General features: G+C 60.4%; 19 protein-coding genes and 1 tRNA gene. 4 read left to right on the forward strand and 16 right to left on the reverse strand.

The features are described from left to right. The 4 genes from BM160_RS09510 to BM160_RS09525 all read right to left on the reverse strand — a co-directional run bounded on the left by BM160_RS09510 (position 1) and on the right by BM160_RS09525 (position 5,287). Entirely contained in the window at positions 1-978 is a 978-nt protein-coding gene (locus BM160_RS09510; RefSeq protein WP_092004048.1) for an ABC transporter permease, read from the reverse strand. A gap of 18 nt (positions 979-996) precedes the next feature. After that, entirely contained in the window at positions 997-2,655 is a 1,659-nt protein-coding gene (locus BM160_RS09515) for an ABC transporter substrate-binding protein (RefSeq protein WP_177218965.1), read from the reverse strand. A gap of 182 nt (positions 2,656-2,837) precedes the next feature. Next, positions 2,838-5,036, reverse strand: coding sequence for an ATP-dependent DNA helicase DinG (dinG, locus tag BM160_RS09520; RefSeq protein ID WP_177218966.1), 2,199 nt, complete (start codon positions 5,034-5,036; stop codon positions 2,838-2,840). Positions 5,037-5,211: 175 nt separating this feature from the next. Then, a tRNA-Arg gene (locus BM160_RS09525) sits at positions 5,212-5,287 on the reverse strand. A gap of 217 nt (positions 5,288-5,504) precedes the next feature. Between BM160_RS09525 and BM160_RS09530 the strand changes: the two genes are divergently transcribed. Then, entirely contained in the window at positions 5,505-6,371 is an 867-nt protein-coding gene (locus tag BM160_RS09530) for a c-type cytochrome (RefSeq protein ID WP_092004056.1), read from the forward strand. Positions 6,372-6,475: 104 nt separating this feature from the next. On the opposite strand, the gene BM160_RS09535 is transcribed toward BM160_RS09530, so the two are convergent. From BM160_RS09535 to BM160_RS09545, 3 genes are read right to left on the reverse strand one after another with little or no spacing between them, the layout of a single operon-like run. After that, positions 6,476-7,033 carry a DUF2946 family protein gene (locus tag BM160_RS09535; RefSeq protein ID WP_092004059.1) on the reverse strand — a complete coding sequence of 186 codons (558 nt, stop codon included), beginning with the start codon at positions 7,031-7,033 and terminating at the stop codon, positions 6,476-6,478. 4 nt (positions 7,034-7,037) lie between these two features. Continuing rightward, on the reverse strand, positions 7,038-8,159 hold the full coding sequence (locus BM160_RS09540) for a YheT family hydrolase (RefSeq protein WP_092004061.1): 1,122 nt from the start codon (positions 8,157-8,159) through the stop codon (positions 7,038-7,040). A 15-nt stretch (positions 8,160-8,174) separates the two neighbouring features. Beyond that, entirely contained in the window at positions 8,175-8,621 is a 447-nt protein-coding gene (locus BM160_RS09545) for a YybH family protein (protein WP_092004064.1), read from the reverse strand. Positions 8,622-8,752: 131 nt separating this feature from the next. Between BM160_RS09545 and BM160_RS09550 the strand changes: the two genes are divergently transcribed. The 3 genes from BM160_RS09550 to BM160_RS09560 all read left to right on the forward strand — a co-directional run bounded on the left by BM160_RS09550 (position 8,753) and on the right by BM160_RS09560 (position 10,800). After that, the gene (locus BM160_RS09550) at positions 8,753-9,352 is read left to right on the forward strand and encodes a LemA family protein (RefSeq protein ID WP_092004066.1); all 600 of its coding nucleotides are present in this window, start codon (positions 8,753-8,755) and stop codon (positions 9,350-9,352) included. A 72-nt stretch (positions 9,353-9,424) separates the two neighbouring features. Further along, positions 9,425-10,267 carry a TPM domain-containing protein gene (locus BM160_RS09555; protein WP_143093210.1) on the forward strand — a complete coding sequence of 281 codons (843 nt, stop codon included), beginning with the start codon at positions 9,425-9,427 and terminating at the stop codon, positions 10,265-10,267. A 2-nt stretch (positions 10,268-10,269) separates the two neighbouring features. Continuing rightward, on the forward strand, positions 10,270-10,800 hold the full coding sequence (locus BM160_RS09560) for a TPM domain-containing protein (RefSeq protein WP_092004072.1): 531 nt from the start codon (positions 10,270-10,272) through the stop codon (positions 10,798-10,800). Positions 10,801-11,009: 209 nt separating this feature from the next. Here the strand turns inward: BM160_RS09560 and BM160_RS09565 are convergent, their stop codons facing one another. From BM160_RS09565 to BM160_RS09605, 9 genes are all read right to left on the reverse strand, one after another. Then, positions 11,010-11,426: a F0F1 ATP synthase subunit epsilon gene (locus BM160_RS09565; RefSeq protein WP_092004075.1), complete on the reverse strand. Its 417-nt coding sequence runs from the start codon at positions 11,424-11,426 to the stop codon at positions 11,010-11,012. Between the two features lie 12 nt (positions 11,427-11,438). Then, positions 11,439-12,842: a F0F1 ATP synthase subunit beta gene (gene atpD, locus BM160_RS09570; protein WP_092004078.1), complete on the reverse strand. Its 1,404-nt coding sequence runs from the start codon at positions 12,840-12,842 to the stop codon at positions 11,439-11,441. Positions 12,843-12,891: 49 nt separating this feature from the next. Continuing rightward, positions 12,892-13,758 (reverse strand): F0F1 ATP synthase subunit gamma, encoded by an 867-nt coding sequence (gene atpG, locus BM160_RS09575; RefSeq protein WP_092004081.1) that lies wholly within the window; start codon positions 13,756-13,758, stop codon positions 12,892-12,894. A gap of 55 nt (positions 13,759-13,813) precedes the next feature. After that, complete coding sequence (gene atpA, locus BM160_RS09580) at positions 13,814-15,367, reverse strand: F0F1 ATP synthase subunit alpha (RefSeq protein WP_092004084.1); 1,554 nt, start codon at positions 15,365-15,367, stop codon at positions 13,814-13,816. A gap of 61 nt (positions 15,368-15,428) precedes the next feature. Next, a complete protein-coding gene (locus BM160_RS09585; protein ID WP_092004087.1) occupies positions 15,429-15,959 on the reverse strand; it encodes a F0F1 ATP synthase subunit delta in 531 nt (176 codons plus the stop codon). A 17-nt stretch (positions 15,960-15,976) separates the two neighbouring features. Beyond that, positions 15,977-16,447: a F0F1 ATP synthase subunit B gene (locus tag BM160_RS09590; RefSeq protein ID WP_092004090.1), complete on the reverse strand. Its 471-nt coding sequence runs from the start codon at positions 16,445-16,447 to the stop codon at positions 15,977-15,979. A gap of 40 nt (positions 16,448-16,487) precedes the next feature. Continuing rightward, positions 16,488-16,736: a F0F1 ATP synthase subunit C gene (gene atpE / locus BM160_RS09595; RefSeq protein WP_092004093.1), complete on the reverse strand. Its 249-nt coding sequence runs from the start codon at positions 16,734-16,736 to the stop codon at positions 16,488-16,490. Between the two features lie 56 nt (positions 16,737-16,792). Next, entirely contained in the window at positions 16,793-17,680 is an 888-nt protein-coding gene (atpB, locus tag BM160_RS09600) for a F0F1 ATP synthase subunit A (protein WP_092004095.1), read from the reverse strand. Between the two features lie 22 nt (positions 17,681-17,702). After that, complete coding sequence (locus BM160_RS09605) at positions 17,703-18,179, reverse strand: ATP synthase subunit I (protein WP_092004176.1); 477 nt, start codon at positions 18,177-18,179, stop codon at positions 17,703-17,705. Between the last annotated feature and the right edge of the window lie 160 nt (positions 18,180-18,339).

Consider the following 18,339-nt stretch of genomic DNA (forward strand, 5'->3'; position numbering starts at 1 on the left):
TTACGAGGCGGCGGACTGGATCTGGACACGCGGATCGAGCACCGCGTACAAGAGGTCAACCAGCAGATTGATGACGACGAAGATCAGCGTGGCGAACATGACGTAGGCGACGACGACCGGCCGGTCCAGGTGGTAAACGCTGTCGATCAGCAACTTGCCCATGCCAGGCCAGGCAAACACGGTCTCGGTAATGGTGGAGTAGGCGATCAGGGTGCCGAACTCCATGCCAATCACCGTGACCACGGGAATCAAAATATTGCGCAGGATGTGGCGCCGCACGATGCGTTGCGGGCTGATGCCCTTGGCGCGCGCGTACTTCACATAATCCTGGCTCTTGGCTTCGACCACGCCGGAAGCCGTCATGCGCAGCACCAGGGCGATATTGGCCAGCGCCAGATTGATCGCCGGCATGAGCATGTGAGCCCAGCCGTCGGCCGTCAGAAACGAGAGCGGGACACCGAGAACACTGACCGTATCGCCCCGGCCGGAGGCAGGCAACCAGCCGAGCCAGACCGCGAACAGCAGAATCAGCATCATGCCCTGCCAGAAATTAGGCAGCGAAAAGCCAAGAATGGAGGTGCCCATGATGCCGCGCCCCAGCGGCTCATCACGGTACAGGCCGGCCACCAGCCCCAGCGGAATGCCGATGAAGCAGGTCAAAGAGATCGCCAGCACCACCAGCTCCAGCGTGGCTGGAAGGCGCTGAAGAATCAGCTGAATCGCCGGAATGCCATGCACAAACGACACACCGAGGTCGCCGTGCAGGGCTCGCCACAGGAAGTTTGTGTACTGCTGCCAAAGCGGCAAGTCCAAGCCAAGCCGGGCAATCATGGCCTGGCGGTCGGCCATGCTGGTCTCGGGCGAGACCAGCATTTCGATCGGATCCCCTACGGCATAAACCGCACAGAACACCACGACCGATACGGCCAACAATACGAACAGGCTTTGGATCAGCCTGCGAAAAGCGAACAGTGTCACAAAAACTTCCTGACCGGCTTACTTGCCCTTAGGCTTGACCGACATGGCCAGGGTGTACTGATCGCGGCGGCCTTCATAGCTCAGGCCCTGGCGGAAAGCCCAGATGGTGCTTTCAAAATGCAGCGGAATCAGCGGCACATTTTCCAGCGCAATCTTAGTGGACTGCTCCAGCAGCTTTTGGCGCTTGGCCGTATCCACCGTGGAAATGGCTTCCTTGTAGACCTTGTCGAACTCGGCATTGGAAAAGCCGCCATAGTTGCTGGTGCCCAGGCTGTTGGGTGCGTCGAGCGTGGCCACCCACAACTGGAACAAGGCCGAAGCTTCACCGGTTTCAGACGGCCAGCCGCCCATGGGGAAGCTGAAGTCGCGCTTGGCACGCTTGGAGAAGTAAATCGACGCGGTCATCGCGTCCACGGTGGTCTTGATACCCACGCGTGACAGGTACTGCGCCACGGCCTGCGTCACCTGGCTGTCATTGATGTAGCGATCGTTGGGCGAAGCCAGCGTCAGCTCAAAGCCGTTCGGATAACCGGCTTCGGCCAGCAGCTTCTTCGCGCCCTCGGGGTCGTACTTGATTTCCGGTGCCTTGGGCAGCGCGCCAAACATGCCGTCAGGCATGTACTGGTAGGCGGGCGTCGCCATGCCGTCCATGATGCGAGCGGTGATGGTCTTGCGGTCAATGGCCATAGAAATCGCACGACGCACGCGCAAATCCTGCAGCGGATTGGCTGCCTCGGCCTTGCCGCCTGCGGCCACCTTCACAAAGGGGCTGGGGTTACGGCCAATATCCGGTTGGAAGAAAATCAGACGCGTGGACGGCGTTGCCACGTAGGCGTACTTTGGATTTTCCTTGATGCGCGGCAGGTCGCGCGCAGCAGGGTTCTCGATGACATCGAAATCGCCCGACAGCAGACCCGTCAGACGCGGGCCGGCATTGGGCACGGACACCAGCTTGACATCTTTCCAGTGCGGCTTGGTGCCCCAGTAACCCTCGTTGCGCGTCAATTCAATGCCGCTGCCCTTGACATAGGACTTGAGCAGGTAGGGGCCGGTGCCGACAGCGTTCTTCAAGTTATTGAAATCAGCCACGCCAGGCCAGGCGCCCGTCACACCACAACCCTTTTTGGGGTCGAAGTTCAGCTTGCCGTGCTCCACGATGCCGTTCCAGACGATGGGCAGGTTGCGCGCCAACTCGGCGGGCATCAGGGGGAAGGCGGCATGCGTCTTGAGGATGACCGTGAGCGCGTCCGGCGTCTGCACGTCGACGATCTGCTTGGTCAAATCCGTATAGGACGAGGAGACATTGGTCTCATTGTTCAGCGTGCGGCAGATCGTGAACAGCACGTCTTCGGAGGTGAAGGGCTTGCCATTGGAGAACTTGACGCCCGGACGAAGCTTGATCTCCCAGGTCAGGTCGTTGATGGTTTTCCAGGACGTGGCGAGCGCGGGGATCAGCTTCATGTTCGCGTCACGGGCCACCAGCGTGCCGTAGACATGCTCGGACAAGGCGTCGTTGGCCGTCGACTTGTGATAGTGCGGATCGGCGCTGGTCGGCTCGGACGACAACGCGATTTTCAGGGACTGGGCCAGCGCAGGGGCCATAGGCATGGCCAGAGAGACGACGCCTGCCGCAAGCATGGGCAAAGGCAAAGACCGCAACACAGTTCGCAATTTCATCGGGAAATTCCTAAATGGACGATAAGCATCAGCAAGGGGATTTGCCGACTGCCGTTATGAGGCGGCGATGATAGCAAGAATGAATGCTCCGTCAGTGCAGGCGACAAAAATCTTGGCCCCAAACCAACGGACAGGACTTCAAGGCCGCAACACGCCTTGCATCAGATGCGGACCAGAACGGACTACCTGACGACAGGGAACGGCGGCAAACCCGCCAAAATCGCCTGCCCGTAGCGCATGTTCACCAAACGAGTGTCGCACACGGTGATCACCGCCCGGTCCGTCACCGTTCGCACGCCGCGGCCGGCCCACTGGGCCAGCTTCATGCCCGCGCGCGGCACCGACAGTTCATTGAAAGGATCTCGCCCCTGGACGTTCAGCCATTCGGCCAGGGCCTCTTCCACCGGTGAATTCGGCGGCGTAAAGGGCAGCTTGTCGATCAGCACATGCTCGCAAAGCTGGCCCGGCAGGTCTATGCCCTCGCCGAAAGATTGCAGGCCAAAGATGATGCTGCGCTCGCCCGCCACAATGCGCCGGCTGTGCTCCTTGAGCAGCTCGGTGCGCGAGCGAACGCCCTGCACTTGCACCTGCTCAGCCAGGTCCTTGGGCAGGGCCGCGTGGCAGGCCTGCATCTGGCGCCGGGAGGTGAACAGCGCCAGCTGCCCATGCTGATGCTCGCGCAGCAGCCCGGGCAATTTTTCACACAGCTCGTCAGAAAAGCCCGGACTTTTGGGTGAATGCTGCATGGGGGCGATGCGCAGCTCGCCCTGAACGGCATAGTCGAAGGGCGAGGCCACGACCAGGGCACGACGTTCGGGGAAACGATTCATGCCGCTCAGGCGCTCAAAGAAATCAAAGCTGCCGCAGGCGGTGAGCGTGGCCGAGGTACAGACGGCGGCGCTGACGTTTTTCCAGAGATTTTTTGACAAGACCTGGGCCGCCGTCATGGGGCTGGCGCACAACCAGACATCGGGCGTGGTGCCGACCACGCCATCGGCCCATTCCAGCCACTTGGCCCATGGCACTTTGTCGTGAGTGGCCCAGGCGCCGAACAGCTTCTCCAGGGTATCAAGCCGCGAGAGATAAACCCCCAGCTCGACGCCGGCACGGCTTTGCTCCTCGCGCTCATTCGGGGACTGTGATTCGTCGGGCTCCGTCAAGGCTGCGGCAATGCTGGCAACCACCGCACGAATGGCGCCTATCAGGCTGGCCAGCTGTTCGCATTCGGGAATCAAGTCCTCGGGAATGCGGCCCTGGGCGAAGCGGTGCACGGCCTTGTCGGCGCTGACCAACTGGCCTTCGATCCAGTAGCGCTCCAGCAAGGCCAGCTTATCGGTGCAGCCGGTGATGAGCTGCGCAAAAGCCACTGGATCCGGCCGGGTGGACGCAGGTAAGACGCGGCCATGGCGCAGCGCCACGGTGCGCAGGCTGGTGAGCAGCTTGCTGCTGGTGCCCAGACGCGCGCGATAAGAAAACTGATCGGCGGCAATCTGCGGCAGATGGTGGGCCTCGTCGAACACAAACAAGGTGTTGCCAGGGTCTATCAGGGTGCTGTCGGTCTGCAGCGTCGCCAGCACCAGGGCATGGTTGGCCACCTGCAAGGTGGCGCTGGCGGCCTGGCGCCTGGCCTTGAAAAAAGCGCAGCTTCTGAAGTACTCACATTGCCCGCCGTTGCAGGCATGGGCATTGGCCTGCACCTGGCGCCAGTCCTCGGCGTCGGGCGGCTGCGCCAGGCTGTCGATGTCGCCATCCCAGCTGCCGTTATGCAGTTTTTTGGCGCTGTTCTTGAACCACAGCATGGCCTCGGCGCGATCCCGCGGTATGGCCTTGGCCTGCCGGCGGGCGTCGGCAAAGGCGTCCTGAAACTCGGCGTTCAGCAGGCTGTCTTGCACCTCATCGTTGATCACGCCTTCGAGGCGGCTTTCACAGACATAACGGGCCCGGCCCTTGAGAATGTCATAACGCAACTCAGGAATGATTTCGGCCAGGCGCGGCAGATCTTTGTGGAACAGCTGCTCCTGCAAGGCAACCGTAGCGGTCGAAACAATGACGGTTTTCTTCAGCAGCTCTGAGGCCACGATGGCGGCGAGGCAGTAGGCCACGGTTTTACCGGTGCCGGTGCCGGCTTCGAGTTGCGCCAGATTGTTGCCGTTGCGCTTCTCGTCATCCGGCGCCTTGGCGGACAAAAAGGTCAGCAGCGAGGCTTGCATCATCTCGTATTGCCCGGGGCGGGCGATAAAGCCCGGCCAGGAAGCGGCGACCTCGCCATACAAGAGCTCCAGGCGGATGCGGGCCGCCTCCAGCTGCTCGGGATCAAGACCCAACTCAGAAGCGTGCGCGGGCACGGGCTGAAGAACGGGTGACGTGGTGGACAAACTCATCCGGCTGATTATTGATGACGAGGCCATGAAGCGGCGCCGCCTCGCCAGATCGATTGACGCGCGCGCCGGCAAGATAATAAAAGTTCAGACCAGACCCAGGCACCAGAAGCGGCAACGCCAACCGGAGCGGTTGGCGTTTTAGCAAGGAAACATACAGGTTTCCGGGTGTCAGGCTTGGTGCGGCTGGCGGGGATCGAACCCACGACCCTTGGCTTCGGAGGCCAATACTCTATCCACTGAGCTACAGCCGCAACGCTGAAAACAACTTGCGCCAAAGCCCGGGAATGAACACGGACTTCAGGGCATTTGCTCCATGTGCATGATTCTTGCCACACAGAGCCTCTGATTCTATCAGCCAGACAGACCTGCGCCGGGATTTAGCAGACCCCCGGCTATAATGCGAGGCTGCTGAGCCGATGCTGTAGCACCCCGCGATAGCCCCCCGATTTCTAGTTTTTTGAGGACGCCATGAGCGCAAACGACCATACTACGGCCCACGAAGAAGCCCACACTGGCCCCATCAAAACTCCTCAGCAGTTGCTGGCGGCGGTTTTTTTCTCTTTCGTCGTTCCCATTTTTGCCATCATCGGGCTGGTTTACTACGTCACCTCCGCCAACAAGCCTGCTGCAGGCACTGGCGATGCGGAACGAGCCGTGGCTGAGCGTATCCAGAAAGTCGGCACGGTTGAAATTCGTGATACCAATCGTCCGCTCAAAAGCGGCGAAGAGGTCTACAAGGCCCAGTGCATCGCCTGCCATGGCTCCGGTGCGGCTGGCGCGCCCAAGTTTGGTGACGCTGGCGCCTGGGCCGCCCGCATCAGCACCGGTTTTGACTCGCTCTGGCATTCCGCGCTCAAGGGCAAGGGCGCCATGGGCGCACAAGGTGGTGGCGACTTCGAAGACCTCGAAATCGGCCGCGCCGTGGTTTACATGACGGCGTCTGCCGGTGGCAAATTTGCCGAGCCCGCAGCGCCTGCTGCGGCAGCTCCAGCCGCAGAGGCCGCTCCAGCTCCAGCTCCAGCTCCGGCTGCTGTCGCAGCGCCTGTCGCTGCTGCCGCACCAGCGGCTGCGCCTGCCACGGTGGCCGCAGCGAACTCGGGTGCTGGTGAAGCCCTCTACAAACAGACTTGCGTTGCCTGCCACGCCTCCGGCGTTGCCGGTGCCCCCAAGTTTGGCGACAAGGCCGCTTGGGCACCTTACATCAAAACCGGCGTCGAGACGATGACCGCCGTCGCCATCAAGGGCAAGGGCGCCATGCCTCCCAAAGGCGGCTCCAGCGCTTCCGATGCAGATGTCAAGGCAGCCGTTGAGTACATGGTGAACGCGGCCAAGTAAACCGCCACAGCGCCTTCGCAAAAAAGCCGGTCACTGACCGGCTTTTTTGCATCGTAAATTTAAATAAAAAAGGGCCGTAGCCCAATTCAGACGGTCGCAACCAGCTATTTTTTTTGTAGTAACTCAGGGCTGCGCACATAGCCGAAGCGAGCCGGCAAGACGCTGGCCGACTCCTCCTGCGGCACCCACAAGCCACGCTCCACGGCATCGGCTGCATGTGTCATGTCCTGGGTATGCACCAGGCCAAAACCCAGATTGGTTTCCAGGTACAGACGCCCCAGCTCATCCATGAGGCAGCGCTGCACCCGGGCCGGCTGGCCGGTGTGCGCGGCCACCGCAAAGGCCGGCGCCGCATCGACACGCCAGATCAGCGGCGTCGCCTCCAGCTCGACATAGACGCGCTGCGGCCCGTTCTGGAAAAACCACTGGCCCGTGGCGTCGCTCTCATAGTTGCGCTGAATGAAGTCGATCAGCTTCTCGTGCAAGAGTAGCGAGCCCTTGCCGGCCGCGCTGGCGCCAGGCGCCGCAGCAGCAAAGGGACCGGCCGCCTGGGCCTGGTCGTCGCGCATATACCAGTTGCCGCGCGCATCCAGCCCTAGCCAGCCATAGCAAGCGGGAACCTTGGGCCACTTCGCAATGGCCTGTAGAACAATCTCATCCATGCGGCTATTTTGCGCTGTTTAGGGTTGCACCTGGCCGCTGCGGCAGCTGCGCCGCCAGAAAGGCGATGACCGCCTCCGGCATGGCGCGCACATAGCCAGGAAAGGGCGCGGTCGGAAAGCCCACATGCCCGCCCTGCCCCGGCTGCCACAGGGTGACGTGGCGGCTGACATCGGCGGGGCGCGGCAGACTGGCGGCCGGCACAAAGGGATCGTTCAGCGCGTTCAGGGCCAGCGCCGGCACGGCCACCTTATGCAGATGCGGCTTGGCCGAGGCGCTCGCCCAGTAGTCATCCGCATCCCGGAAACCATGAACGGGCGCGGTGAAAACATTGTCAAACTCATGCAGATCGCGCGCCGCCAGCAGGCTTTTGCGGTCAAACAGGCCGGGATGCTGCTCCAGCTTTTGCAGCGCCTTGGGCACCATGGTCTTGAGAAACATGCGGGTATAGACCTGCCGATTAAAACCGCGGCCTATGGCCCAGCCGCTGGCAGCCAGATCCAGCGGCGAGCAGACCGATGCGACGCCCGCCACCACCTGCCCGGCCTGCGCGCCCATTTCCCCGGCCCAGCGCATCAGCGCATTGCCGCCCAAAGAAATGCCGACGGCCACCACCGGCCCGGCGTGCTGAGCAGAAAACCGCCGGAGTATCCAGTCGATCTCGGCAAAATCACCCGAATGGTAGGCACGCGGCGCCAGATTGACCTCACCCGAGCAGCCGCGAAAATGCGGCACGGCGCAGGCCCAGCCATGGGCGTAGGCGACATCGGCAAAGGCTTCGGCGTAATGACTGGCCGACGAACCCTCCAGGCCGTGAAACACCACGAGAAGGGGCTGCTGACGCACTGGCGGCAGTGCTGAGCCATCCCCGCATCCCCCAGCAGGGGCCGCGGAACCGGCTTCGCCGGGCCGCAGGCGCAGCGCCCCCTCGGGGGGCAGCGAAGCACACGCAGTGGCGAGCGTGGGGGCATCATTGAGCCAGTCAACATCCACAAAGTCGCTATCGGGCGTGGCCCAGCGTTCGCGCCTGAACACCGGGGGCGAACCCAGGTAGCGGCGAGAGCGCAAGGCCGCCCAGATGGTCTGCAAATTGCCGCCCGGCAGCCACCATGGCGCTACATATTTCATCGCTTCAGCCGTCCGTCAATGAAGGACATGCGGCGTATTGGTAATTTCCTGCAGCTCATGCGAGGTACCTGGACTGGCGTGATGAGCCATCATGCGCCAGCCTTGCGCTGTTTGGTAGTAGACGTTGGTGGCGATCACATAAGCATGGTGCAGACCATCCCCGGCCAGCACTTCAATGCGCTCCAGCACGCTGTGGACACTGGCGTTCAGGGTCTGCACCTTGCGCACCTTGACGGGCTCGGCCCGAATGCTGCCGTTGGCAAACATGGCGTCAAAAGAGCTGCGTATGGCGGCGGCGCCTACCAGCCGGGCGCCGCCGGGGTGTACGCACACGATGTCATCCTCATCGCCCCAACAGGCCATGAGCTTTTCAATATCACCGCTTTGCAGTGCTTCATAAAACGCCGCTTCAATCGCGTCGGCGTTGCCAGGGCTGGCAGGTGGGACTGTGGGTTTGCGCATGAAATTAATCGGGTTCAGTCGGCCAATGAGTGGGATGAGTCCTGCTTGGGATTGTGCCCGCCATCCGGCCCAGGCCTGGGGAGCAGGCCACTATGTTAGTGTTACAGCTTGCATTTTTTGAAAGCCTAGCCATGACACTGCGTTTTTTAAGTTTAGCCCTCGCCGCCTTGCTGAGCCTGCTGCTGACAGGCTGCGGTTACAACGATTTCCAGCGCCTGGATGAGCAGACCAAGTCGGCCTGGTCCGAAGTGCTGAACCAGTACCAGCGCCGCGCCGACCTGGTGCCCAATATTGTGGCCACGGTCAAGGGCGAAGCCGCCTTCGAGCAGGACACGCTGACCAAGGTGATAGAAGCACGCGCCAAGGCGACCTCGATTCAGGTGACACCAGAAACCCTGAACGACCCGGCCGCCTTCAGCAAATTCCAGGCCGCGCAAGGCGAGCTGGGCAGCGCCCTGAGCCGCCTCATGGTGGTGAGCGAACGCTATCCCGAACTCAAGGCCAACCAGGGCTTTCGTGATTTGCGGGTACAACTTGAAGGCACAGAAAACCGCATCACGGTGGCGCGCAACCGCTACATCGAGACGGTGCAAGCCTATAACGTGCTGACGCGCAGCTTTCCCAGCAACCTGACGGCCATGGTGTTCAGCTACGCCGTCAAGCCCAACTTCTCGGTGCAGAACGAGGCACAGATTGCGCTGCCGCCGCAGGTCAATTTCGACAAGAAATAGGAACGTAAAGTGCCCCTAGCCCTTTACCAGAAAGCGCAAAAAGCTATATTTTTCATAGCAATTTGTTTGACCATGGTGTTGGCCGCGCTGCCGGTCTCGGCACAGCAGGCGGTACCGGCCCTGAGCGCCCATGTGATGGACAGCACCGCCACCCTGAGTGCGGCGCAGCGCCAGGCCCTGGAGGCCAAGCTGACCGCCTTCGAGCAGGCCAAGGGTGCGCAAGTGGTGGTGCTGATGGTGGCGAGCACCCAGCCGGAAGACATCACCGCCTATGCCCAGCGCGTCGGTGACAGCTGGAAGATTGGCCGAAAAGACATAGGCGACGGCTTGCTGCTGCTGGTGGCCAAGGACGATCGCAAGGTGCGCATTGCCACCACCAAGGCGCTGGAAGGCGCGATTCCCGACCTGGCGGCGAGCCAGATCATAGACAACGCCATCACGCCGCGCTTCAAGCAGGGCGACTTCGCCGGCGGCCTGGACGCCGGCACCGATCAGATCATGGCGCTGATCAGCGGAGAAAAGCTGCCCGCGCCGGTCAAAGCCCAGGGCAGCAGCAACAGCGGCATGAACTGGAGCGATCTGGCGGTGTTTTTGTTCTTTGCCGTCCCCATAGGTGGGCGCCTGCTCTCCGGCGTGCTGGGACGCAAGCTGGGCTCGCTGGCCACCGGCGGCGCCGTCGGCGTGCTGGCCTGGCTGTTCACCAGCAGTCTGCTAATTGCCGGCATCGCCGCCCTGGTCGGCATGGTGTTCGCGCTGGTCAGCAGCCTGGGCGCGCTGAGCCGGGGCGGCGGTGGCTGGGGTGGATCGGGCGGCATGGGCGGCGGCGGTTGGGGGGGTGGCCGCAGCGGTGGCGGCGGCTTCAGCAGCGGCGGCGGTGGCAATTTCGGCGGCGGCGGCGCTTCGGGGAGCTGGTAGGCATGATGAACAAGTTCAAGGCGCTGATCAAACACCTGTGGCTCGATGCGTCCGACAGCCGGCGCGCCATTCCTCCCGAGCTGTTGCAACGCCTGACGGCGCGGGTGGCGGCCAGCGAGCAACGCCACAGCGGACAAATCCGCATCTGCGTCGAGGCTTCGCTGCCCGCCAGCTATGTCTGGCGGCTGGATAGGCACAACACCATGGCGGCGCTGATCCGGCAACGCGCGCTGACGCTGTTTGGCAAGCTGCGGGTCTGGGATACCGAGCACAACAACGGCGTGCTGATTTATGTGCTGCTGGCCGAACATGCCATAGAAATGGTGGCGGATCGCGGGCTGATGCGGCACGTCAGCCCTGCGCAATGGCAGGCCATGGTGGCCCGCATGGGCCATGCCTTCCGGGAGCAACGCCATGAGGACGGACTGACCCAGGCGCTGGAAGAAATCTCGGCGCTGCTGGTTCAGCATTTCCCTGCACTGGCCGATGCCGGAGCACACAACGAGTTGCCGGACGCGCCGCTGCTGCAATGAGTGGCGGGCTGATCACACACCACCATCAATAGAACGCGCTCTGCGCCCTAGCACCAAGCCAAGGGCCTGAGCGCTTTTTTTCACCTGCGACGGCCCATCTAACGGGCGCCAGTGACTGCCCTCGGCCAAGACAGTCGCCATAAAAAAAGCCCCTGACTTGCGGCAGGGGCTTGATAGGACTGGCGGACTGAAGTCCGCCCTTATTGTGATTATTTTTTCTGGCGATATTTGCGCAGCGCCGCAATTTGAGCAGCCATCACGGCCAACTCGGACTGGGCCATGGCGATATCGATATCGGTTTTGGCGTTCTTCAGGGCTTCCTCGGCTTGCGCCTTGGCCGCTGTGGCCTTGGACTCGTCCAGATCCTTGCCGCGAATCGCGGTATCGCTCAAAACCGTCACGCAATTGGGCTGCACTTCGAGCAGGCCACCGGCCACAAACACAAACTCCTCCGTGCCGTCCGCTTTTTCAATGCGCACGGCACCCGGCTTGATGCGGGTGATCAGCGGCGTGTGGCGCGGGTAAATCCCCAGCTCGCCCGCCTCTCCTGGCAAAGCCACAAACTTGGCTTCGCCGGAGAAGATGGACTCTTCTGCACTGACAACGTCGACGTGGATGGTAGTCATATCAACCGCCCGTTAAACTTTTTTCGCTTTTTCAAACGCTTCGTCAATGGTACCGACCATGTAGAAGGCCTGTTCTGGCAGGTGATCGCACTCGCCAGCAACAATCATCTTGAAGCCGCGAATGGTTTCAGCCAGGCTGACGTACTTGCCGGGCGAGCCGGTAAACACTTCTGCAACGTGGAAAGGCTGGCTCAGGAAACGCTGAATCTTACGGGCGCGAGCCACGGCCAGCTTGTCTTCAGGAGCCAGTTCGTCCATACCCAGAATCGCGATAATGTCGCGCAATTCCTTGTAGCGCTGCAGCGTACCCTGCACCGCACGGGCGGTCTCGTAATGGTCGGTGCCGACAACGGCTGGGTCCAGCTGACGGCTGGTCGAATCCAGTGGATCCACCGCAGGGTAGATACCCAGCGAAGCGATGTCACGCGACAACACCACGGTGGAATCCAAGTGAGCAAAAGTGGTAGCTGGCGAAGGATCGGTCAAGTCATCGGCAGGAACGTAAACGGCCTGGATGGAGGTGATGGAACCAACCTTGGTCGAGGTAATACGCTCTTGCAGACGGCCCATTTCTTCGGCCAGCGTAGGCTGGTAGCCCACAGCGGAAGGCATACGGCCCAGCAGCGCGGACACTTCGGTACCGGCCAGGGTGTAGCGGTAGATGTTGTCCACGAAGAACAGCACGTCACGGCCTTCGTCACGGAAAGACTCGGCGATGGTCAGGCCGGTCAGCGCGACGCGCAGACGGTTTCCTGGGGGCTCGTTCATCTGGCCGTAGACCATGGCCACTTTGGATTCTTCGAGCTTCTCGAGGTTCACGACGCCGGAATCGGCCATCTCGTGATAGAAGTCGTTACCTTCACGGGTACGCTCACCCACGCCGGCAAACACGGACAGACCCGAGTGTGCCTTGGCGATGTTGTTGATGAGTTCCATCATGTTCACGGTCTTGCCGACGCCGGCGCCACCGAACAGACCCACCTTGCCGCCCTTGGCGAACGGGCAAACCAGGTCAATCACCTTGATGCCGGTTTCCAGCAGTTCCTGGGAAGGGCTCAGTTCGTCGTAAGCCGGAGCTTTGCGGTGAATCGGAGCGGTCAAGGTCTGGTCAACCGGGCCACGCTCGTCGATAGGCGCGCCCAGCACGTCCATGATGCGGCCCAGGGTGGCCTTGCCCACGGGCACGGTGATGTTGGCGTTGGTGTTGTACACCACGTTGCCACGGCGCAAACCGTCGGACGAACCGAGGGCAATGGTACGCACGATGCCGTCGCCGAGCTGCTGCTGGACTTCCAGCGTCAGCGAAGAGCCTTCCATCTTGAGCGCGTCATAAATCTTTGGCATCTGGTCGCGCGCAAACTCCACGTCCACCACCGCGCCAATACACTGAACAATCTTGCCTTGAGCTTGAGTCATGACTGGATCCTTTTCCGTTTTCTTTAATCTTTAAATCGGGTCTGGCGGCTTAGACCGCTGCAGCACCGGCGACGATTTCCGAAAGTTCTTTCGTGATCGCCGCTTGACGCGTCTTGTTGTAAACCAGCTTGAGTTCGCCAATCACGCTGCCGGCGTTGTCCGTGGCGGCCTTCATGGCCACCATGCGGGCAGACTGCTCGGAAGCCATGTTTTCGGCCACGGCCTGAAACACCAGCGCCTCGACGTAGCGAATCAGCAGGTCGTCAATCACGGTCTGCGCGTCCGGCTCGTAGATGTAGTCCCAGCCATGCTGGTCCTTGTCGGCTTGCAAGTGCGCAGCCGTCAGCGGCAGCAACTGCTCCACCACCGATTCCTGCTTCATCGTATTGATGAACTTGGTGTAGCACAGGTGAACCGAGCTGATCTTGCCTTCGCTGTACGCATCGAGCAACACCTTGACGGGGCCAATCAGTTTTTCCAGATGGGCCTTGTCGCCCAACTGGGTTGCATGAGCCACCACCTTGACGCCGATACGATTCAGGAAACCCAAACCCTTGTTGCCAATGGCCACGGCCTGGGCCTCATGCCCCGCCGCCTGAAGGTCCTTGAGCTTGGCCGTCACCGCACGAAGCACGTTGGTATTCAAACCACCGCACAGACCTTTGTCAGTCGTCACCACGATAAATCCGGCGGCCTTGGCGTCGTTGGACTCCATGAACGCGTGGGTGTACTCGGGATTGGCCTGACTCAGGTTGGCCGTGATGTTGCGGATCTTGTCGCTATAAGGACGGGCAGCGCGCATCCGTTCCTGCGCCTTGCGCATTTTGGAGGCCGCCACCATCTCCATGGCTTTGGTGATCTTTCGGGTGTTCTCCACCGATTTGATCTTGCCGCGTATTTCCTTGCCTGCTGCCATATGGGTTCCTAAGGGGTTCTTGAGACTTGCCTAACTTTTATGAAGTCAGACAGGCTCAGGCAAACGACTTCTTGAACGCCGTCACAGCCGTGTGCAGTTCCGCCTCGGCGTCCTTGTCCATGGCCTTGTTGGCTTCAAGCTTGGCCATCAATGCGGCGTGCTTGTCCTTGAGCCAGGCGTGCAAGCCGTGCTCGAAAGCCAACACCTTCTTGACTTCGATGTCGTCCATGAAACCTTTGTTCACGGCAAACAGCGTGGCGCCCATATTGGAAATCGACAGCGGCGAGTACTGGGCCTGCTTGAGCAGCTCGGTCACGCGGGCACCGCGGTCCAGCTGCTTGCGGGTGGCTTCATCCAGGTCGGAAGCGAACTGCGCGAACGCAGCCAATTCACGGTACTGAGCCAAATCGGTACGGATACCGCCGGACAAATTCTTCACCAGCTTGGTCTGCGCTGCACCACCGACGCGGGACACCGAGATACCGGCGTTGATCGCGGGACGGATACCGGCGTTGAACAGGCTGGTTTCCAAGAAGATCTGGCCATCGGTGATCGAAATCACGTTGGTCGGCACGAAAGCGGACACGTCGCCGGCTTGCGTTTCGATGATGGGCAATGCCGTCAGCGAACCAGTCTTGCCCTTGACTTCACCCTTGGTGAAAGCTTCGACGTAGTCGGCGTTGACACGAGCTGCACGCTCCAACAGACGGCTGTGGAGATAGAACACGTCGCCGGGATAGGCTTCGCGGCCTGGTGGACGACGCAGCAGCAGCGATACCTGACGGTAAGCCACGGCCTGCTTGGACAGATCGTCATAAACAATCAGCGCGTCCTGGCCGCGATCGCGGAAATACTCGCCCATGGTGCAACCAGAGTAGGCGCTCACATATTGCATAGCAGCCGACTCGGAAGCCGAGGCCGCCACCACAATGGTGTAGTCCATGGCACCGGCTTGCTCCAGGGAACGCACGACGTTCTTGATGGAGGAAGCTTTTTGACCGATAGCCACATAGATGCAGCTAACGCCCTGACCCTTTTGCGCAATGATGGCGTCGATGGCCACAGCGGTCTTGCCGGTCTGGCGGTCACCAATGATCAGTTCGCGCTGGCCACGGCCGACGGGAACCATGGAGTCAATCGACTTGATACCGGTTTGCAGAGGCTGATCCACCGATTTACGGGCGATCACGCCAGGTGCGACCTTTTCGATCACGTCGGTCAGCTTGGCGTTGATAGGACCTTTGCCGTCAATCGGCTGACCCAGTGCGTTAACCACGCGGCCAAGCAGCTCGGGACCGACCGGCACTTCCAGAATACGGCCGGTGCACTTGACGGTGTCGCCTTCAGCGATGTGTTCGTACTCGCCCAACACCACGGAGCCGACCGAGTCACGCTCGAGGTTCAGCGCCAGGCCATAGGTAGGCGTGCCATCCGCCGTAGCGGGGAATTCCAGCATCTCGCCCTGCATCACATCGGACAAGCCGTGGATACGAACGATACCGTCGGCCACCGACACAACAGTACCTTGGTTACGGATGTCGGCACTGACTGCCAAGCCTTCGATACGGCTCTTGATCAGTTCAGAAATTTCTGCGGGATTGAGTTGCATGACTCTTTCCTTCTTTCTATGTTGTTGGCTAAAAACTTGGGCGGCACGCCTGGGCGACCGATCACGAAATCAGCGCCACTTTCATTTGCTCTAAACGGGCTTTGACCGAGGTATCCAGCACCTCGTCACCCACGACCGCGCGAATCCCACCAATCAAGGAGCTATCCAGCTCGACCTTGATGCTGAGCTTGCGCCCAAAACGCTGTGCCAGCGCGGCAGCAACATCGGCCAGCGCCTGGCCATCCAGCGGGAAAGCGCTGAAGACGACGGCTTCGGATGAGCCATCGGCAGCATTCTTGAGCGAACGAAACTGACGGGCAATCTCGGGCAGCACAGGCAGGCGACCGTTTTCGATCACCAGCATCAGGAAATTCTTGGCGGCATCCGGCAAGGCGCTGCGCACCACACCAGTTATCACGCCAAACACCTGAGCCACATCCGCCTTCGGATTATCGGCCAGCTGAAGCAGCTGAGGATTTTCTGCCACGACAGCCAGCTCATCGAGCCAGACCGCCGTTGCGGCGAGATCGGAGCCCTGCGCCTTGAACAGCGCATCCGCATAGGGGCGGGCAATGGTTGCAAGTTCAGCCATAGTGTTCTCTGCTTTGCTTAGAGCTCGGTTTTCAGACGGCTCAGCAAATCGGCATGAACGCCAGCATTGACTTCCTTGCGGAGAATCTGCTCGGCACCCTTGACAGCCAGCAGGGCGACCTGCTCGCGCAGTGCCTCACGGGCCTTGACCGTTTGTTGACCGGCTTCAGCCTGGGCCGCAGCAATGATCTTGTTGGCCTCTTCGGTCGCACGAGCCTTGGCATCTTCAACAATGCCTTGAGCCCGACGTTCCGCATCAGCCAGACGGACGGCGGTCTCGTTGCGCGACGTTGCCAGCTCGGCTTCCACACGCTTGTTGGCGGTGGCGAGCTCCGTTTTGGCCTTGTCGGCGGCGGCGAGGCCGTCAGCGATTTTCTGTGCCCGCTCGTCCAGCGCTTTTGTGATCGGGGGCCACACGAATTTCATCGTGAACCACACCAGGATCGCAAAAACGACAGCCTGCAGGAACAGGGTGGAGTTAATGTTCACGGCTTATTCCTTATCGAACGTGACAGGGTTTGCCGGGAAATTACTTCAGGACAAACGGATTTGCAAAAGCGAACAGCAGGGCAATAGCAACACCGATCAGGAAAGCAGCATCGATCAGACCGGCCAAAATGAACATCTTGGTTTGCAGGTCGTTCATCAGTTCAGGCTGGCGAGCCGAAGCTTCCAGGAACTTGCCACCCATCAGGGCGATACCGATAGAGGCGCCGATAGCACCGAGACCAACGATCAAACCACAAGCCAAAGCGACGAGGCCGAGAATGTTTTCCATGATTGCTCCTAAAGATGAGAGGAAAAGTAAAAAGAAAGGCTAACTACGAAAAAAGCTTAGTGTGAATCGTGGGCCTGTCCCACGTAAATCAACGTCAACATCATGAAGATGAAGGCTTGCAGGGTGATCACCAGAATGTGGAAGATACTCCACACGGTTCCGGCAACAACATGCCCGAATCCCAGCCAGAAACCACCCGTCAAGGGGTTGAACTGCCAGGCCCATGTGCCACCCATCAGGGCGATCAACATGAAAACCAGTTCACCGGCAAACATATTGCCGAACAGTCGCATACCATGAGACATGGTCTTGGCTGCGAATTCAATCAGTTGCATCAGGAAGTTGACCGGATACAAAAACCAGTGGTTACCAAAGGGCGCGGCGATCAGCTCATGCGCCCAGCCGCCAAGACCCTTGATCTTGATGTTATAGACCAGGCAGACCAGCAGCACGCTGCAGGACAGGCCCAGGGTGGTCGAGACGTCGGCCGTTGGCACCACGCGCATGTAATCCTTGAAGCCCATTGCCGGGCCAGCGCTGTGCCACAGATAAGGAATCGCATCGACAGGCAGCATGTCCATCGCATTCATCAGGAAAATCCAGACGAACACAGTCAGTGCCAGTGGCGACACCAGCTTGCGGCTGGTGGCGTTGCGAATCACGCCCTTGGCCTGGTTGTCGACCATTTCCGAGAGGATTTCGACGGCGGCCTGGAAGCGGCCTGGCACGCCAGAGGTCGCCTTGCGGGCAGCGCGCCACAAGAAGAAGCAAGCGATCACGCCCAACACGACCGAGTAAAAAACCGAATCGAGGTTGAACACACTGAAGTCAACAACGCTGTGTTGCTGGGCATTCTGAAAGGAAAAGTCCTTCTGCAAATGATGCAGGTGATGCTGGATGTAGTCTCCAGACGTCAGCGTAGTTCCAGCGTTTTCAGCAGCCATAGGTCACCAGTTCGTCAATTTTTCAAAATTTTTTGATCGACTCTTTGCGTCCCGGGCGCAGCCACACGGCCACCCAGTACACCTTCATCGTCACCACAAAGCCCGCCAGCAAAGCCAGCCAACTCAATTGCGCAATCAGCCTTGGCGCAGCGAACAACATCGCTACCGTCAAGGCAATCTTGACCAATTCCCACACAAAAAACCCCGCCAGCGCGGCACCCCCTTGAGTCGCCGCCTTCTGACGCGAAAGCCCCCGGGCAAACAGCGCCGCGGGAATCACCACCGCCAGCGCGCCGTAACCCGCCGACCAGCCCATCCGGGCCTGCCCGGTGAAAAGCCAGGCCGCCACGGCCACAAGAACCCCGACGATCGCCTGTCCTGCCACCACCCACCACAAAGACACTGGAGGATTCGAGGCTCGAATCTTTACAGCTTCTTCACGTGTCAGGGGCTTGAACCCTTCATCCGACGCCTCATCTACCCTGTCATCGCTAACCATTTGCGCTTGCGCGGAGCCCTGGACAACAGGGTTTTTTGCCGCTGCATTTGTCATTTTTGGCATCACGAATTACAAGAAGGTTACGGGCCGAATATCAGCAAAGCCTTTGATTATACGTAGAAACCCCTGCGCGCCAACAAAAACCCTGTGCACCACTTGA

The sequence above is a fragment of the Polaromonas sp. OV174 genome, assembly GCF_900112285.1.
Lineage (GTDB): Bacteria > Pseudomonadota > Gammaproteobacteria > Burkholderiales > Burkholderiaceae_C > Polaromonas.

Coding starts and splice junctions, on each gene's coding strand:
- atpA (WP_092004084.1), bottom strand. CDS start 15,367: ATGCAACTCAATCCCGCAGAAATTTCTGAACTGATCAAGAGCCGTATC.
- BM160_RS09545 (WP_092004064.1), bottom strand. CDS start 8,621: ATGCGCAAACCCACAGTCCCACCTGCCAGCCCTGGCAACGCCGACGCG.
- BM160_RS09565 (WP_092004075.1), bottom strand. CDS start 11,426: ATGACTACCATCCACGTCGACGTTGTCAGTGCAGAAGAGTCCATCTTC.
- BM160_RS09550 (WP_092004066.1), top strand. CDS start 8,753: ATGACACTGCGTTTTTTAAGTTTAGCCCTCGCCGCCTTGCTGAGCCTG.
- BM160_RS09530 (WP_092004056.1), top strand. CDS start 5,505: ATGAGCGCAAACGACCATACTACGGCCCACGAAGAAGCCCACACTGGC.
- BM160_RS09555 (WP_143093210.1), top strand. CDS start 9,425: ATGGTGTTGGCCGCGCTGCCGGTCTCGGCACAGCAGGCGGTACCGGCC.
- BM160_RS09535 (WP_092004059.1), bottom strand. CDS start 7,033: ATGGATGAGATTGTTCTACAGGCCATTGCGAAGTGGCCCAAGGTTCCC.
- dinG (WP_177218966.1), bottom strand. CDS start 5,036: ATGAGTTTGTCCACCACGTCACCCGTTCTTCAGCCCGTGCCCGCGCAC.
- atpB (WP_092004095.1), bottom strand. CDS start 17,680: ATGGCTGCTGAAAACGCTGGAACTACGCTGACGTCTGGAGACTACATC.
- BM160_RS09515 (WP_177218965.1), bottom strand. CDS start 2,655: ATGAAATTGCGAACTGTGTTGCGGTCTTTGCCTTTGCCCATGCTTGCG.
- BM160_RS09540 (WP_092004061.1), bottom strand. CDS start 8,159: ATGAAATATGTAGCGCCATGGTGGCTGCCGGGCGGCAATTTGCAGACC.
- atpD (WP_092004078.1), bottom strand. CDS start 12,842: ATGACTCAAGCTCAAGGCAAGATTGTTCAGTGTATTGGCGCGGTGGTG.
- BM160_RS09605 (WP_092004176.1), bottom strand. CDS start 18,179: ATGGTTAGCGATGACAGGGTAGATGAGGCGTCGGATGAAGGGTTCAAG.
- atpE (WP_092004093.1), bottom strand. CDS start 16,736: ATGGAAAACATTCTCGGCCTCGTCGCTTTGGCTTGTGGTTTGATCGTT.
- BM160_RS09585 (WP_092004087.1), bottom strand. CDS start 15,959: ATGGCTGAACTTGCAACCATTGCCCGCCCCTATGCGGATGCGCTGTTC.
- BM160_RS09560 (WP_092004072.1), top strand. CDS start 10,270: ATGATGAACAAGTTCAAGGCGCTGATCAAACACCTGTGGCTCGATGCG.
- atpG (WP_092004081.1), bottom strand. CDS start 13,758: ATGGCAGCAGGCAAGGAAATACGCGGCAAGATCAAATCGGTGGAGAAC.